Annotated in this window: 12 protein-coding genes; 5 read left to right on the top strand and 7 right to left on the bottom strand. The window is 45.9% G+C overall.

Annotation, left to right across the window (positions count from 1 at the left end):
* Nucleotides 1-180: 180 nt before the first annotated feature.
* Nucleotides 181-1,782, bottom strand: coding sequence for a serine/threonine-protein kinase (locus F6J99_RS09135; RefSeq protein ID WP_293112653.1), 1,602 nt, complete (start codon nt 1,780-1,782; stop codon nt 181-183).
* A 323-nt stretch (nt 1,783-2,105) separates the two neighbouring features.
* Nucleotides 2,106-3,320, bottom strand: a complete 1,215-nt coding sequence (locus F6J99_RS09130) for a transposase (RefSeq protein ID WP_293112652.1) — start codon at nt 3,318-3,320, stop codon at nt 2,106-2,108.
* A gap of 243 nt (nt 3,321-3,563) precedes the next feature.
* Between F6J99_RS09130 and pheT the strand changes: the two genes are divergently transcribed.
* Nucleotides 3,564-6,032 carry a phenylalanine--tRNA ligase subunit beta gene (pheT, locus tag F6J99_RS09125; RefSeq protein WP_293112651.1) on the top strand — a complete coding sequence of 823 codons (2,469 nt, stop codon included), beginning with the start codon at nt 3,564-3,566 and terminating at the stop codon, nt 6,030-6,032.
* Nucleotides 6,033-6,075: 43 nt separating this feature from the next.
* On the opposite strand, the gene rsgA is transcribed toward pheT, so the two are convergent.
* The 5 genes from rsgA to grpE all read right to left on the bottom strand — a co-directional run bounded on the left by rsgA (nt 6,076) and on the right by grpE (nt 11,756).
* Entirely contained in the window at nt 6,076-7,206 is a 1,131-nt protein-coding gene (gene rsgA / locus F6J99_RS09120; RefSeq protein ID WP_075903422.1) for a small ribosomal subunit biogenesis GTPase RsgA, read from the bottom strand.
* Nucleotides 7,199-7,450 carry a sulfurtransferase TusA family protein gene (locus tag F6J99_RS09115; protein WP_365972946.1) on the bottom strand — a complete coding sequence of 84 codons (252 nt, stop codon included), beginning with the start codon at nt 7,448-7,450 and terminating at the stop codon, nt 7,199-7,201. Before F6J99_RS09115 ends, rsgA begins: the two co-directional genes overlap by 8 nt.
* A gap of 20 nt (nt 7,451-7,470) precedes the next feature.
* On the bottom strand, nt 7,471-8,598 hold the full coding sequence (gene dnaJ, locus F6J99_RS09110) for a molecular chaperone DnaJ (RefSeq protein ID WP_293112649.1): 1,128 nt from the start codon (nt 8,596-8,598) through the stop codon (nt 7,471-7,473).
* 198 nt (nt 8,599-8,796) lie between these two features.
* Complete coding sequence (gene dnaK, locus F6J99_RS09105; RefSeq protein ID WP_293112648.1) at nt 8,797-10,809, bottom strand: molecular chaperone DnaK; 2,013 nt, start codon at nt 10,807-10,809, stop codon at nt 8,797-8,799.
* Nucleotides 10,810-10,958: 149 nt separating this feature from the next.
* Nucleotides 10,959-11,756 carry a nucleotide exchange factor GrpE gene (grpE, locus tag F6J99_RS09100; protein WP_293112647.1) on the bottom strand — a complete coding sequence of 266 codons (798 nt, stop codon included), beginning with the start codon at nt 11,754-11,756 and terminating at the stop codon, nt 10,959-10,961.
* Nucleotides 11,757-12,374: 618 nt separating this feature from the next.
* Between grpE and F6J99_RS09095 the strand changes: the two genes are divergently transcribed.
* From F6J99_RS09095 to F6J99_RS09080, 4 genes are all read left to right on the top strand, one after another.
* Nucleotides 12,375-14,381, top strand: a complete 2,007-nt coding sequence (locus tag F6J99_RS09095; RefSeq protein WP_293112646.1) for a GspE/PulE family protein — start codon at nt 12,375-12,377, stop codon at nt 14,379-14,381.
* Between the two features lie 112 nt (nt 14,382-14,493).
* Nucleotides 14,494-15,612 (top strand): type IV pilus twitching motility protein PilT, encoded by a 1,119-nt coding sequence (locus F6J99_RS09090; protein ID WP_293112645.1) that lies wholly within the window; start codon nt 14,494-14,496, stop codon nt 15,610-15,612.
* Nucleotides 15,613-15,674: 62 nt separating this feature from the next.
* On the top strand, nt 15,675-16,892 hold the full coding sequence (locus tag F6J99_RS09085) for a type II secretion system F family protein (RefSeq protein ID WP_293112644.1): 1,218 nt from the start codon (nt 15,675-15,677) through the stop codon (nt 16,890-16,892).
* A 158-nt stretch (nt 16,893-17,050) separates the two neighbouring features.
* On the top strand, nt 17,051-17,674 hold the full coding sequence (locus tag F6J99_RS09080; RefSeq protein WP_293112643.1) for a hypothetical protein: 624 nt from the start codon (nt 17,051-17,053) through the stop codon (nt 17,672-17,674).
* The last annotated feature ends 121 nt before the right edge of the window (nt 17,675-17,795 follow it).

The raw sequence follows: 17,795 nt of genomic DNA, 5'->3' as shown, positions 1-17,795 counted from the left end.
CGCAAGTCAGAAGTTAGAAGTTAGAAGTCAGAAGTCAAAAGTAAGCTAGAACTAGGTTTGCTGAGTTTAGGAATGTCCTAATCTAAATCCGTAGTGCTATATATTCATAAATGAATTGTGGTAATTTTTGTTCCCTATTGCTAGCATGCCTACTCCTTACTCCCTACTCCCTGCGCTATATTACCAAAACCCCCGCTTCCCAGTAGGGAGTACTGTTGTCCAATTAGTCTTAGCTTGTGCCAACTGTTCCTGAGTAACTTTAGCATTAGAAAGATTGGCTCCACACAAATTGGCTCCCCGCAGATTAGCATTTTCGAGATGAGCATAACTAAGATTTGCCCCACGCAAGTCTGCTCCTGCCAAATTAGCTTTCTTCAGGTAAGCTCGACCCAAATTGGCATTACGTAAGTCCGCTTGATGGAGGTTAGCTTCACCAAAATTAGCACTGGATAAATCCGCTCCCTTCAAACTAATATTTAACAGTTTTCCCTGGCGGAAAATTATCCCAGATAGCTGAGCATTATTAAGGTTAAGTCCCCTCAAATCTTTAGCAGCAAAGTCTCTTCTGCCAGAGTCATAAGCTTTTAATAACGTTTCCGCATCCAACTTGGCATTACCCCTCGACTTGGCTGTGGTATTACTCCTACTACCGCTCACAGCTGTAGAATCCCTGTAACTGGTAAAACCTCCACCGTTTTTAGCTTCTGATCTTCGACCATTGCTCAATCCCCGACGCTCCCGGAATTCTCTAATTTTCTCTGCCATTCTTCGGGATTGAAGTGACGAGGGGGATGAATAACCATTCCCAGGAGCCAAATCCCCTGAATTGAAGTCAGAATTAGCGTCATCAAGGGGTTTTGACACTAAACTTTTGTTTAAACTCTCCAGATATGGCTCTAGGTCAAGAGCTCTAAGGATGTCTTCTGAGCACTGATAGCGATAACGGACAGAAGACTCCAGCATTTTTCTTAAAACCTTAGCAAAGTGGTCACTAACGCTGACAATAGTCTGCCAAACTATTTCTCCGGTTGAAGGATTATAATCGAGGTCTTTGGGAGATTTACCCGTCAACAAATAAAGGCAAGTAACCCCCACTGCATAGATATCGCTAGCATAAACCGGTCGCAATGCCATTTGCTCAGGAGGAGCAAAGCCTGGAGTTCCTATAGCATAGTTGGTCAATACTGTGTCTGACGAGTTGGAGGGGTTGGTTTGGCGGTTTTTCACAGCCCCAAAATCAATCAGTACCAGTTTGCGGTCTTGCTCACGACGAATTATATTCGCTGGTTTAATGTCCCGGTGAATTACTTTTTTCTGATGAATATATTGCACCAGTGGTAGAATTTCACTGAGAAATTGTTTAACTCCTTCTTCCGAGAAGGAACCAGACCGTCTGACTTGCTGTTGCAGTGTCAAACCGCTAATGTATTCCTGAACCAGATAAAACTGCTGATTGTCTTCAAAGTAATCTAATAACCGTGGCAATTGGGGATGATTCCCAATTTCTCCCAAGGTTCGGGCTTCTCGCTCAAACAGATCCCTTGCCATCGGTGAAATCTCTGAGCTTTTGGCGCTTGGGCGGAGTTGTTTGATTACACAGGTCGGCTTACCAGGCAAGGATTGATCTGTTGCTAAGAAAGTTGCTCCAAATCCGCCTTGACCGAGTGGTTTGATCACACGATAGCGGTCAAGTAATAATAATTTAGAACTGCACGCCTGACAAAAGTCGGCGTGTTGTGGGTTTTGTGCCTGAGTGCAGGTAGGATTTAGACAGTAGCTCATTCAGCCTTACTGATGTTGCTTTGCCCATACTGAAACTAAAACTTTTGCTCGGAGCACCTGAGCAGCAAAGATGATTTATAGTCTTTTACTTTTCTTTATTTTCTGCAAAATGTCTTTAACTACCCCCTTAGTTAGACAACTATTCCGGTGAAACCTGATCCTCAACCAGGATACCCTATTTTTGGCATCCATCTAAGGGTCGAAAAGACAATTTTGAGTTAAGTAAAGGGTGATTAAAGTAAAATGTATATGAAGCTACCTATATTTTAGAGCGTTTATTTAGTATTGACCATAGGTAGTGTACTTTTTTGACACTCCCCATCCTAGAAGGACGAGGATTCTTTCTTCATAGGGATTCCAACAAACTTGCCCTCGGAAAGCATCTTGACCGTGTGTCCCACGGCTGCAAGTCCACGTAGAAGGACTACTTGAGCAGCTGCCACATCTCTATCGGTTGTGTAGCCGCAATTTTCACAACGATGTACACGCTCAGCTAACGTCTTTTTGCCAGTTTCAGTTAAGCAATTGGGGCAGACTTGACTAGTCTTTTTAGAGTCTACTTTTTGGAAATAAACGCCACGCTTAAAACAGCATTGCTCTAATACCTGGAAAAACTGTCCCCATCCTGCATCTAGGCAGTGCTTACCCAACATCCCTCTAGCCAAGCCTTTGAGATTTAGATCTTCAACAAAGATCATCCCAGCCCAATCGCAGAGATTATGAGCTAATTCCCAATAGTAATTTTTTCTGATGTTAGCGATTCGTTCGTGTAACTTGCTGACTTTCTTTTGTGCTTTGCGACGGTTTCCACTTCCAATGCGTTTCCTACTTACCCTCCTTTGCAGCAATTTAAGCTTGCGTTCGAGGCGTTTGAAAGGGCGCGGATTAGGAAACAGAGCACCGTTGCTGACAGCAACAAAATGCGAAATTCCCACATCAATCCCCAATGCTTCTCCGTGAGGCATAACTTGGGGAATATTTACGTCCCACGCTAACGTGAGCATTACATACCAACCCGAGGATCGTTTAATCACTCTAGCTTGCTTGACTCTAGCTAAGCCAGGTATCTCCCGTGATTGTCTCAACTTCACCCAGCCAATCTTGGGTAGTTTTACTCTGCCAGGTTCGAGGGGTTTAACACCTAGTTGGGGAAAAACAAAAGACCGCATTTGTCCGTGCTTCTTAAACCGAGGAAAACCATGGCCTTGCTCCCACATACTAACAAAAGCTTTTTCTAGTCTTTTTAGTGTTTGCTGTAAAACATGAACTTGAACAGCTCTTAATTGTTCAATAGTTTTCCTAGCAGCAGTTAACCCACGACACTGACTGGCATAAGTAGGACGTTTAGCATTTGTTGGAATAATGTACTCACTACGGACAGAGCAAGCGTTAATCTGACAGCTACGAGACTTATACCAATCCTTGCGCTCAGCTAATCCATAATTATAGACCTTGCGGCATTGCTCCAACCAGTCTTCAAATATTTTTGATTGTTGTTTGGTCGGTTTTAGCTTGAACTCGTAGGTGAGATTAAACACTTTGCTTACCTCCTTAGCCTAATTATCACCCATTCTTGAGCTATGATGCAAGCGTTAGCTCAAGAATGGATGCCATTAGAATTAAAGCCGTCCTTTTAGGACGGGGCTTGAAACCCATTATTTTTGGTCAAGCGTTAAGCGGTTATCCCGATCACAATAGAAAAATGTTTTGGTGGAAGTAACCAGCAACTTGCACCTTATTTATTACCTTATATAGAGTTAAGCAAAAAAATTTAGGAGTCCATGCGTATATCGTTAAACTGGCTGCGAGAACTAGTAGAGGTAACTCTGACACCAGAAGAGCTAGCTCAAACCCTAACTATGGCTGGGTTTGAGGTAGAAGATATTGAAGACCTAGGAACCCTGGCCGATGGCGTGGTGATTGGCAAGGTTCTGGAGGTAGAGCCTCACCCTAATGCCAATAAGCTTCGGGTCTGTCAAGTGGATATTGGTGGCAGTGACCCATTGAATATTGTTTGTGGTGCGTCCAATGTCCGACCAGACATTTACGTGCCTGTCGCCACCATCGGAACCTACCTACCAACTATTGATTTGAAAATTCGCGCCTCAAAACTGCGCGGTGTTCGCTCAGAAGGGATGATTTGTTCCCTAGCAGAAGTGGGCTTGGCCAAGGAATCCGCTGGCATTCATATTTTCGAGGCAGAAACTATACCCCTAGGCAGTGATGCTCGTCCCTTACTGGGGTTAACTGATATCATTCTTGATGTTACGTCTACGGCTAATCGGGCAGATGCTCTAAGTATGGTGGGCGTGGCCAGAGAAGTAGTCGCCTTAACTGGGGTATCCTTAAGCTTGCCAGAAGCTGTTGAGGTGTCTATTCCAAAAACAAAGGCCGTAGGCCACGCTACGCGAACGGATGCCTTGACCTTGAAAGTATCTGAACCGAAAGCTTGCCCCGCCTATATTGGCACTGTGATTGAAGGGGTTAAGATTGCTCCTTCTCCGGATTGGTTACAACAGCGCTTGAAAGCCGCTGGAGTGCGACCGATTAATAATGTAGTGGATGTCACTAATTTGGTTCTCTTGGAATGGGGTCAGCCCCTCCATGCTTTTGACCGGGAACGCTTGCAAGCTGTTGCTGGGGTCGAAAACCTCACCATTGGTGTCCGCTTTGCTAACAGTGGGGAATCCCTGACTACTCTTGATGGTCAAACCCGTTCCCTGGAACCACAAGCGTTACTGATCACAGCTAACGACCAACCCGTTGCGATGGCTGGGGTTATGGGTGGGGAAGCCACAGAAGTGAACGACAACACCCAAAGTATTGTTTTGGAAGCAGCACTGTTTGATCCAGTGACTATTCGTCGTTCTTCCCGCAGTCAAAGCATACGCACAGAATCATCTGCCCGTTATGAGCGTGGTGTCAATCAAGCAGAATTGGATATTGCTTGTAAAAGAGCGATCGCATTAATTACTGAGTTAGCTGGTGGTACTCCCACAACCCAGAGTATTGCTGACCAGCGCCCTGACCCCTCTACTTGGGCACGTTCCATTGAGTTACGTCTTGACCGTGTCAATCGGATTTTAGGACCAGTTCATCAGTCAGAGGAGCTTGGGGAAATCCTGCCAGAAGATGTGGAAAAAATCCTGACTGCCCTCGGATGTCAACTACAACCGCGCTACACCGAGGATTCTCCCCAATGGAAAGTGACTGTACCGCCCTACCGCTACCGGGATTTAGAGCGGGAAATTGATTTAATTGAGGAAATTGCCCGTCTCTACGGCTATGACAACTTCTGTGATAGCTTACCAGACAATACTGAACCAGGTTATCTATCTGCTGAGGAATTTTTAAAGCGAAAACTGCGATCGCAATTTCGTGCAGTTGGGTTGACCGAATTAGTCCAGTATTCCTTGGTCAAGCCAGAGGAACAGACCCAAATTCGTCTTGATAATCCCCTGTTTACAGAATACTCATCCCTACGCACGGATTTACTATCAGGGCTTATTGATGCCTGTCAGTACAATATCGAGCAAGGCAATGGTGTACTCAACGGTTTTGAAATTGGTCGGATCTTCTGGCGAGCAGAAGAGGGTTTCGCAGAAGCTGATGCTATTGCCGGGATTTTAGGGGGAAATATCACCCAAGGTAACTGGGTCACGGGAGGGCGTTCCGAACCCATGACCTGGTATGAGGCTAAGGGAGTACTAGAGAGAGTGTTTTCCCGTTGCGGTCTGACAGTAGAATACCAACCAGACCACAGCGATCCCCGTCTTCACCCAGGACGCACTGCATCCTTGTGGTTGCAAGGTGAAAAATTAGGCAAATTTGGGCAGTTGCACCCCCAGCTACGCTCAGAAAGAGGTTTTCCCGATCAGGTTTATGTATTTGATTTGGACTTGGAGCTAATTTTAGAGGCTCTTGATCGCGATGAAATTTTGACTCCCCGGTTCCAAGTCTATTCCACCTACCCAGCCATTGACCGGGATATTGCGTTCTTTGCCCCACTACAAGTCTCTGTGGCAGAAATCGAACGTTCAACTCGCAAAGCTGCGGGAACTTTGTTGGAGTCAGTGGAATTGTTTGATGAATATAAAGGGGAGTCTGTTCCTGAGGCACAGAGAAGTTTGGCATTTCGGCTAATCTATCGTGCTAGCGATCGCACTCTTACTGATGCAGAAGTCGAGCCAGTGCATCAGAAAGTGCGAGAAGCCCTAGAGGAAAAATTTGGGGTTAGCCTTAGAAGTTAAACCGTTGAGAAGTTAAACCGTTGAAGGATGAAGTATTCATACTTCATCCTTCATTCATATCGTCATAAAGTTCATCTAGGGTCTGGTGCTGAGTACGGCGGGAGCGACGGCGGTATTTTTTTGTTTCTAGCTTGGGTTCGTATTGACGCCGACCAGAAGCTTTAATTTTTAACTTCATAGTCGATTCTATATCAGCTTTTTGGTTCAAAGCCTCTTGTCGTGCAATCACTTCTGCTAAAAAATCCAGATAATGCTGGTACCGTTCCCAATCTCCTCGCACAGCACAGTTTGGCTCATTCCGATGTAGGCAATTACTGAATTGACAGCGGTGTTGGGCTAAACGCTCTCTTGCTTCTGGAAAGTAATGGATTAAATCCTCAGGAGAACAAGTCAAGTCAGGCTGATTGAATCCGGGGGTATCTGCCAAAAAACCACCTTTAGGCAACTCAAATAATTCCACGTGCCGAGTGGTGTGGCGTCCTCGACCGAGTTTACCAGTCACTTCTGCCACCCGCACCCTTGTTGCTGGAATCAGATAATTAATTAGACTGGATTTCCCCACACCGGAAAGACCAGCCATAACGCTGATTGTCTGACTCAACAGGTCAGTTAGTTGTGCTAAACAAGTACCATTATGAACGCTGATCAAGACTGGCTGATAACCCCATGCTTCCAGACGCTGTTGCCAATGCTGCTGTTGCTGTTGTGTTACTAAATCACGTTTATTCAGACACAAACATACCTTGAAACCAGTAGATTCTGCCTTCACCAAAAACCGACTCAGCTGATAAGCATCCAGGGTCGGTTCTTCCAGAGCAAAAACCACCAGAATTTGCTGAGCATTGGCGATTGGTGGGCGGTCGAGCTGGGTTGTCCGGGGTAGCACTTCAGCAATCACCCCTCGTCCACCAGCCCAGTCAGGTTCATCTACTACAACCCGGTCTCCCACCATCACCTGCTGGCCAATTTTTTTTAACCGGGCTCTACGGGTACATAAGAGGGTTGAAGGTTGTAGGTTATTTGCTTGAAGGTTATCTTCACAACCTACAACCTCCAACTTGTCAACCTTCAACTGATCTAAACGCACCTGATAGAAATTTGCCTGAACCGCCAGCACGGTACCCAGCCAACGGGTTGACAAGTTTGACGAATTAGTGTATTCTAATTCAATCATGAAGATGCTGGTGTGGACGACGCACCTTCAGAGCAAAATAGCGATCGCGTTCTTCAACACCCTCTATGGGGTAACCCTCCATAGTCAGACTATCAGGAACCTGTTCAATGGGTTCTCCTGGGTCGAGCCACACTTCTAATAGGGCACCTGGAGCCATTTTCTCCAGATAGAGTTTAGTGCGAACAAAGTTAATCGGGCAAGGGGTGCCGCGCAGATCCAGCTGCTCATCAGGTAATGAACTCATCTGCGAGGAGGCTAGTTTACTCATGAGCCAAACAACCCTCCCAAGAATCCTTCTATACCACCTTTACCAGTGCGCTCACCCTTTATTTTCGCTAGCTTCTCTAGCAATTCCCTTTCGTCAGGGCTAATCCGAGTGGGGATATCCACCAAAATCGTGATTAGGTGATCGCCCCGACTGACTGGGTTACCCAATTTTGGGACACCGTGATTCTCTAAAGTTAATACAGTATTGGGTTGAGTACCGGGTGGAATAGTTAATTCCACTGGACCGTCTACTGTCTCTGCTTCGATAATACAGCCTAAAATTGCTTGTAAATAGCTAATTTTCATTTCAGAGAGAATGTTAATGCCATCCCGCTGAAACTGGCTGTCTTCGTTTACAAATAGATAAACGTATAGGTCTCCTGGTGGACCAGCACGTAATCCTGCATCCCCTTCTTTAGAAACCCTTAGCCTGGTGCCATTATCCACCCCTGCTGGAATGGTTATTTTCAGTTTTTTGGTTTCTTGTTTACGACCAGCACCACCACAGGCTTCACACTTATCCTCAATGATTTGACCTTCACCGTTACAGGTAGGACAGACTGAGACTTGGGTGAAACTACCAAAAGGGGTACGAGTAGCACGCCTTACTTGACCTGTACCGTTACAGGTTGGGCAAGTGCGGGGTCGAGTTCCTGGCTTTGCCCCTGTGCCGTTACAGACTTTACAAGTTTCTAGGTGAGGAATGCGGATTTCCTTTTCACCACCAAATATGGCTTCCTTGAAAGCCAGCTTCAAGTCTAGTCGCAGGTCGTCACCACGCACCGGGCCACTACTACGCCGACGACCAGTTTGCTGACCCATACCACCAGCAAAGCCGCTGAAGAAGCTTTCAAAAATATCAGCAAAGCCCATATCCCCAAAATCTGAGTAGGCTGCTCCCGCACCTGAGGAAACACCAGCTTCCCCAAAACGGTCATATCTTGCTCGAGTTTCTGGTTCTGAGAGGACTTCGTAAGCCCGGTTAATTTCCTTAAAGCGCTCTTCAGCTCCTGGTTCTTTGTTAACATCTGGGTGGTACTTCCGTGCCAAGCGACGGTAAGCACGTTTAATTTCATCTTTGTCGGCATCACTAGAGACACCAAGCAGATCATAATAGTCAGCCATAGAGCGCTGATCGGTCTTCCATTTACATAGTGGGGGCTATTGTTATTCCTCAGGTTATTGCTCTAAAAGCACAAAGAGCGCATTCCAGCATTACCTGCATCCTATATCATTGTCTATCAAAAAAATCAGCTGATTGCCACCTGATTATGTGACCATAATCTCAAGGTTGGCTTGAGCTAGTCAAAGCAAGGAATTGAATTATCTATCTTTTAGGGAGCTGTTGCCGTAATCAACAGCTTCGTAGTCAACATCTACTTCTAAGGTTTCATCATCAAAATCAACCACAAATTCTCCTAAAGCATCTGGTTCTATTTGGGTGGAGTCGTTTGAATTGGACTCTTGAACTGTTTCGTCAGACGCGATAAATTCCGGGTCTGACCCCAGGCTGGCACTCGCGTAAATTATCCCCCCAATTTCCAAGACAGTTTTCTGCAAAGTTTCAATAGCTTCTTTCACCTCCTCGACCTCAATTGAGGGGTCTGTGATTATGGTGTCTAGGTGCTGCTTTTGTTGATCTGCTTGCTCCTTTAGTCCTTGAGCCTGAAGGTTAGCGCTAATCAATTCCCCATGGTCTTTGATAGTAGATTCATAGTTATATAGTAAGCCATCGGCTTGGTTTTTCAGTTGCACCAATTCCATGCGACGGCGGTCTTGGTCAGCATAGTCTTCTGCCTCACGGCGCATCCGTTCCACTTCCGCTGGACTTAATCCCCCCGTATTGGTAATCACAATACTTTGCTCTTTCCCAGTTCCTCGATCACTGGCAGCGACTTTAAGAATGCCGTTGACATCGATTTCAAAGGTAACTTCAATTTGAGGGACACCACGGGGAGCTGGGGGAATACCAGTGAGCAGGAATTTTCCCAGGCTTTTGTTATCTCTAGCCATTGCCCGCTCCCCCTGCAATACGTGGATTTCTACGGAGGTTTGTCCATCAGTAGCTGTGGAAAACACCTGGGACTTACTGGTAGGAATAGTAGTATTGCGCTCGATAATTTTGGTGAACACTTCTCCTAAGGTTTCTATACCCAGGGACAGGGGAGTCACATCCAGTAGCAGGACATCCTCTACTTCCCCCCCCAAAACACCAGCCTGAATTGCTGCTCCCAATGCCACAGCTTCATCGGGGTTAACCGAACGATCGGTAGCCTTACCATTAAAAAACCTTTTAATAGCATCCTGCACCGCCGGGATACGGGTCGAACCCCCTACCAGCAAAATCCGGTCAATGTCCTCTGGCTTGAGGTCACTATCTTTGAGCGACTGCTTTACCGGTTCTATAGTTGCGTTAATCAGGTCCCTGGATAGTTCTTCAAACTTAGCCCGGGACAACTCCATCTCTAAATGTTTTGGTCCTGTTTCATCAGCAGTAATGAAGGGCAAGTTGATGGGGGTGGCTACCATGCTAGACAGTTCAATTTTTGCCTTTTCCGCCGCCTCTCGCAAACGCTGAAGAGCCATTTTGTCTTCGGTGAGATTGATGCCCTCTTTGGCTTTAAAGTTTTGAACCATCCAGCGGACAATCACATTATCGAAGTCATCTCCCCCCAAGTGATTGTTACCAGAAGTTGCCTTTACTTCAAAGACCCCATTGCCAAGTTGGAGAACTGAGACATCAAAGGTACCACCACCCAAGTCAAACACCAAGATAACTTGGTCTTGATCCAGCTTATCTAAGCCATAGGCGAGAGCAGCAGCAGTGGGTTCGTTTATAATGCGCAACACTTCCAACCCAGCAATGGTACCCCCATCCTTGGTGGCTTGCCGTTGAGCATCGGTAAAATAGGCAGGAACTGTAATCACGGCTTGAGTCACTGAGTCCCCAAGAAAGGTTTCAGCATCAGCCTTGAGCTTTTGTAAGATCATGGCCGAGATTTCCTGAGGGGTATACTCTCGATGCCGAATCTTTACATCTACCGTCTCATCACGACCCTTAACACAGGTATAGGGGACACGGGAACGCTCTGTAGCGGTTTCATCCCAACGACGTCCGATAAAGCGCTTGATACTGTAGACACTGTTTTCCGCATTGGTGACTGCTTGACGCTTGGCCAGTTGACCCACCAGGTGCTCCCCTGACTTGCCAAATCCCACAATACTCGGTGTGGTTCGCCCACCTTCCGAGCTGGAAATGACTATGGGTTTACCCCCTTCTAAGACAGAAACACAACTGTTGGTTGTGCCTAGGTCGATGCCAATAACTTTTCCCATAGGGTTGCGGCTTAACGGTTAGTAAAGTTATTTTAGTTTGATTTTTTGTTGAGTTGGTCAAAATAATAGAACTTCCCTTGGTGCGTTCGTCCCTTTTGCTAGGATGATCACAGACTGACACCAAAGGAAGGTTAACCACTCAATCGCAGCTAATTTTCTGCCTCAGCAGATTTCTGAGCTTCCGAGGTTTCCTGTGGTTCTGCGGCAGCAGCTACTTTCACCATAGCGTGACGTAACACCCGCTCCCCGAGCAAATAACCCCGCATTAGCTGTTCTATCACTACTCCTTCTGGATAGTCATCCGTTGGTTCTCGCATAACCGCTTCGTGGAGATTGGGGTCAAACTCTTGCCCTTCTGGTCGCATTGCAGCAACCCCAAGGCGCTTGAGGCTATCTACCAGCTGTTTATAAACACCTTGATAGCTTTTGTGAATCGACATTTCCCCATCATTTTGAGGCTTAATTTGGGTGCGGGCCCGTTCAAAATTATCTACGACTGACAATAACTCAGTGATGGTGTTTCCTTTAACTTGATGTTCCAAGTCTTCTTTCTCTTTAGTTGACCGTTTACGGAAATTCTCAAAATCTGCCGCAATCCGGATGTATTGAGATTTAAAGGAGTCACATTGCTGAGTTCGCTCTTCTAGTTGAGCTTTCAGGGCTTCATTTTCCTGCTTGATGGTTTCTAGAATCTTGGCATCGTCCTCGGTAGGTGATTCATTGGTAGTAGCTGTTGCAGCTACCTCGGTCTGGGCTTCTTGGTCTACCGACTCTGGCTCAGATGCTTCCGCAGCAGGGGGTTCAGTTGGTTGTGCTGCTTCAGGCTTAACATCTGAGTCAGAGGCTACGGCTACCGCTTCCGCCTCACGATTGTCTTCGAGTACCGTGGTGGACTCTTCGTTTGTCTCATGCGAAGTGTTATCTGACTGTTTTGCTTCGTCAATCATGCTCCACTCATCCCAATTCAATAGACTGCTAGTTTATCTATAATTTCTTACTAGCCATCCAATTTTCCAGCAAATTTTGTAAACTAACCACGTTCAGTCTAAGACTATAGCATGGCTTTCTAACTTGATTGAGAGTTGTTACGACCTTACACTTACCTCAACTGTGTCGTCTGGCAAGCCCTCGGTTAGCAACAATGCAGGTCTTGGGTAGGGTCGCCGATCAGATCCTTATGGCCTGTACGCTTACGCTCGCCACCTACTGTGGTTTTTCCACGGACTGTCTTTGATGGTGCTACTTGAGTTTGCTGGTCTTGTTGCATACTTTGGCTGGCCTTGTTGCATAGTTGAATGTTGTGATGGTAAATCGGTCATTAACCAAAATCTAGCATCTGTGATTGTGAACCACCTTGAGCGAGTAGGGGTTGATAAGAATTATACAGCAAATGACTTGACTGAGCTTTTCTGATGATGTATAATTCCATATTTAACTGCGACAAATTATTCTAGTCCGTAAATCTAACTAAAACATAAAAATAAGGGAGTGGCAGCCACTCCTATGTCACTTAACATAAGGCTTTTGGGAATATTGTGTAAAGTAAGGAGAGTTCCTATTCCGTCATGACTTACTCCTCATCTCAACGACGCGCCCTAGTAGTCCGTAACGATTTTTCTCCCTTTGGTAATAAACTGATTCAGGCTGGTTACGTTAATGTTGACCAGATGCAGCAAGCTTGGCTGGAAACTCGCAAGTCCGGAAGACCCCTGACGGAAGTCATCGAAGCAATGACCGGACGTCAGTTACCACCTGATTTGATCCGCCAATACAAGAAGCAGCAGTTGTTTGAACTGAAAGTTCTGTTTGGTGTTGAGTCTCTAGATCCGGAAATTAGTGATATTTCTACTCAGCAAGTCGGTGGCTTGATCGAAACCCTGATTCCCATTGATATTTGCCGTCGCTATCACCTGCTCCCCATATCTAAGCATGAAACTGAGCCACCATCGGTTTTGGTGGCAATGGTTTCTCCTGATGATCTAGAAGCCCAGGATGATTTGAATCGGATTCTACGACCTCAGGGAATCAAGTTGCAACGGATGGTCATCACTAAGGAAGACTATCAGCACATCATTAGTCAGTATCTTGACGATCAGTTGGCACGGCAAAAGCAACTAGATCAACAAAAATCCGTAGATGTAAAGGAGGATTTAGAGAATTTAGGCTCATTCGATACTTTACAGGATGCCCCAGAGGAAGCAGAAGCAGACCTAGATTCGTCTTTGAATGAGGCAGGGGGGGCTCCGATCATTAACTTGGTTAACAAAATCCTGGCTAAGGCTTTACAAGAAGGGGTTTCTGACATTCACATCGAACCCCAAGAGGAGCAGTTGCGGGTGCGCTATCGCAAAGATGGGGTACTGCGTCAAGCCTTTGATGCCTTACCACAGCGAATACATACAGCGGTGGCGGCTCGTTTCAAAATCATGGCAGATCTCGACATTGCGGAAAGACGCTTACCCCAAGACGGTAAAATTCGACGTATGTTCCAGGGGCGCAAAGTTGACTTTCGGGTCAATACCTTGCCCAGTCGTTATGGGGAAAAGGTGGTTCTGCGGATCCTAGATAACGAATCCACCCAGTTGGGGTTGGATAAGTTGATCACAGACCCAGACACCTTAGAATTAGTCAGGGAAATGGCTAAGCGTCCCTTTGGATTAATTTTGGTGACGGGTCCGACGGGATCGGGGAAATCAACCACCTTGTATTCAATTCTGGCTGAACGTAATGACCCTGGGGTTAATATCAGTACTGCAGAAGACCCGATTGAGTATTCCTTACCTGGGATTACCCAAGTGCAAGTTATCCGGGAAAAAGGCATGGATTTTGCCTCAATTCTACGAGCCTTTCTGCGCCAAGACCCGGACGTGATTCTGGTGGGTGAAACCCGAGACAAAGAAACAGCCAAAACGGCGATTGAAGCAGCGTTGACTGGTCACCTAGTATTGACTACTCTACACACTAATGATGCGGCTGGTGCGATCGCTCGTTTAGATGAAATGGGTGTTGAACCCTTCATGGTTTCCGGTGCCTTGCTGGGAGTATTGGCTCAACGATTGATGCGGCGTGTTTGTTCCAATTGCCGCATTTCTTACCAACCAAGTTCTGCAGAACTAGCCCGCTATGGTCTGTCAGCCTCTAGGGATGGCGAGATTACCATCTATCGCGCCAATACCCTAACACCGGAGCAAATCCTTGAAGCTAGGGCACAAGGTACACTCTGTAAAACCTGTAATGGTATTGGTTACAAAGGACGGGTTGGTGTTTATGAAGTTATGCGCATCTCAGAGAACCTGCAAGCCTTAATCAACCAAGGAGCTCCCACGGAGAGGATTAAAGAAGCTGCTGTAGAGGAAGGGATGATCACCATATTAGCCTATAGCTTGAATTTGGTACAGCAAGGTTACACCACCTTTGAAGAAGTGGAACGAGTAACCTTTACTGATTCCGGCTTAGAGGCAGAACTGAAAGCTAAGCGCAAGAGTTCTCTGACCTGTACCACTTGCTCAGCTCAATTACAGCCGGAGTGGCTAGACTGTCCTTACTGTATGACACCGCGTTTTCAAAATTAATTTAGTTATTAGTTTATTGTTAATTTAAAAGTAAAAATTAACAATTGGCTATTTTATTTTGACTAAGGTCTAATCACTAACGACTACTGACGTTTTTAAGGGAGGCAACATTATGGAACTGATGATTGAAGACTTGATGGAGCAGATGATTGAGATGGGGGGGTCAGATATGCACATCCAAGCGGGTGCGCCAGTCTACTTCCGCGTCAGTGGTAAACTTCAACCCATTGATGACGAAGCCCTTAACCCTCAAGCCTGTCAGCGATTGATTTTCAGTATGCTTAACAATTCACAGCGTAAGGAATTGGAGCAAAACTGGGAACTTGATTGTTCCTATGGTGTCAAGGGGTTGGCTCGTTTCCGTGTCAATGTTTACAAAGAACGGGGTTGCTATGCGGCTTGCTTGAGGGCGTTGTCTTCCAAGATTCCTAATTTTGACAAATTGGGTTTACCGGATGTGGTGCGGTCGATGAGTGAACGACCAAGGGGAATGATATTGGTTACCGGACCGACTGGTTCTGGGAAAACCACTACCCTAGCAGCCATGATTGATTTAATTAACCGCACAAGGGCAGAACATATTCTGACAGTGGAAGACCCGATAGAATATGTGTTTCCTAACATCAAGAGTTTGATTCACCAACGTCAAAAAGGTGAAGATACTAAGACCTTTGCCAATGCTCTGAAGGGGGCACTGCGGGAAGACCCGGATGTGATTTTGGTGGGTGAAATGCGGGATATGGAAACTATTGGTCTCGCTATTTCCGCAGCTGAAACTGGTCACTTAGTATTTGGAACGCTACACACTAACTCAGCCGCTCAAACCGTAGACCGGATCATTGATGTGTTTCCATTTGGACAGCAAGCTCAAATCCGAGCTCAGCTGTCTAACTCTTTGATTGCAGTATTTAGTCAATGTCTAGTACCCAAGAAAAATCCTAAACCCGGTGAGTTTGGTCGGACTATGGCTCAGGAAATCATGGTAGTGACACCTGCTATTTCTAACCTGATCCGGGAAGGAAAAACGTCTCAAGTGTACTCTGCTATCCAAACCGGTGTGAAATTGGGAATGCAGACCCTGGAACAAGCTTTAGCGGGTCAGGTGAAATCTGGCTTGATCTCTTTGGAAGCAGGACTTAGTAAAAGTTCTAAACCGGATGAATTGCAACGTATCGTTGCTGGTTCTGCAGGGATGAATTCTAAGGGCGGTAGAGCAAAGGCAACCCGCTAGTCTAGAGAAAGGACCGACTCGTACCATCAAACTTTCGATTAGACTTAATCTAGAAAAAAGCCATGCCTACTTTTATTGCTCAAGTTCGGGACAAATCAGGCAAATCTAAAAAAGAAAAAATTGACGCTGCTAGTCCTGAACAAGCCCGCACCATGCTAGAACATCGGTATGCTACTGTTGGCAGCGTCAAGAAAAGCATAGATATTGACTTTAGCCTATCAGGCCTTTCTGAAAAATTTACCAATGTCACGATCAAAGACAAAGCAGTCTTTTCTCGTCAGTTTGCCGCTATGGTTAATGCTGGTGTGGCGATCGTCCGATGTCTTGGGGTATTAGGGGAACAGTGTTCTAATCCTAAGCTGAAAAAGGCGTTGATGAACATCAGTGCTGAGGTCCAACAAGGAACTAATCTATCGGATGCCATGCGTAACCATCCAGATTGTTTTGATGATCTTTACGTGAGTATGGTTCAGGCTGGGGAGGTTGGGGGTGTGCTTGATGAAGTGCTCAACCGATTAGCTAAGCTGCTGGAAGATATGAATCGCCTGCAAAACCAAATCAAATCAGCTATGGCTTACCCTAGTGTGGTAGGATTCTTAGCCCTACTGGTTTTTCTGGCAATGACAATGTTTCTGATCCCAATCTTTGCTGGTATATTTCAAGATTTAGGAACAGAATTGCCGGTTTTAACCCGATTTATGCTATGGTTGAGCGGCATCCTCAGAAGTTGGAAAGTTCTGATTCCTATTGTTGTTGTAGGTGCATTAGTTACCGCTTTTAAATATTACTATAAAACTCCCATGGGTAAGTTGCAAATTGATGGTTTGCAGTTGAAAATGCCTCTGTTTGGTGAGTTGAATGAAAAAGGCTCAGTAGCTCGCTTTTGCCGAGTGTTTGGCTCCTTAACTCGTTCGGGAGTACCGATCCTGAATTCCTTAGATATTGTAAGAGATACAGCGGGTAACCAGGTAATTTCTAATGCTATTAACTCAGCTAAGAATGAGATTCAACAGGGTGGAATGATTAGCCTCGCTTTACAACGAGAAAACATTTTTCCTCCTCTAGCAATTCAAATGATTAGTATTGGAGAAGAGACGGGGGAGTTGGATTCTATGGTGATGAAAGTTGCTGACTTCTATGAAGATGAAGTGGAGCAAGCGGTTAAAGCTCTAACTAGTATCTTGGAACCAATTATGATTGTGGTTTTGGGAGGCATGGTTGGTGTGATCTTGATATCTATGTATCTACCAATGTTTAAAGTGTTTGAAACTATGGGCTAAGCTGGTCTTAATTTAAATTCAATGGTTCTGACAGCAGGGCAGCAGGGATCCCCCCTAACCCCCCGCGCGGAAGGGGGGAAAATGAGCATGGGATAGGGTTTGACGGTTTTTTTGATAACTGAATAATATCCAATTTAAATGCGCAACAGCTTAATTCAATGCCTGTTCAGAAATCTGATTACGAAGCTTGGCTAGCAGAGTATAGTAACCATGATGGTGCGATCGCACTCCTGAAATCCTATCGACCTTACCTGGAAATGATTCCTAGTATGCGCCGACCTTACGAGAGTGTGATCACCATTCCCTTACCAGTGGTGAGAATTCGTCACTCGCCATCTTCCTTAGGGCATAAAAACGTTAGCCATGGCACGATCACCGAAGCCGTAGGTTTGCCCTGTGATCTAGCCATGGTAATGTGCGATCCCGAATGGAAAGTCAAGATGGAGATAGAGATTGTTCTATTTATCCATCGCCCCCATGAAGACTTTTCTGACTTGCTCAGTCGCTGGCGTCAGACCCAAGTTTTACTAGACAAAGACTATGAATGGCTAATGCCTCCTGGCTATCAACACATTCTCAGTGATGGCGTCAACCGTATCTATCCCCTGTTTGTGGTTTTCCCAGAGACACCCCAACGGATTCAGCGAGGCTTACTAGGGGCTAGTCTACCATTTGTGGTACAAACGACCGATACCATTAATCTGGAACAGGATGAAACATCAAGCTTAGTTGAAGAGGGTAAGCAGATGGGGAGATGGGGAGATGGGGAAATGGGGAGATAGGGAGGTGGGGAGATGGGGAGATGGGGAGATAGGGAGATAGGGGGATAGGGAGATAGGGAGATAGGGAGATAGGGAGATAGGGAGATAGGGAGATAGGGAGATAGGGAGATAGGGTAATTAT

The organism is Moorena sp. SIO4G3, from assembly GCF_010692305.1.
Classification (GTDB): Bacteria; Cyanobacteriota; Cyanobacteriia; order Cyanobacteriales; family Coleofasciculaceae; genus Moorena; species Moorena producens_A.
This window is presented reverse-complemented; position numbering and strand designations above follow the sequence as displayed.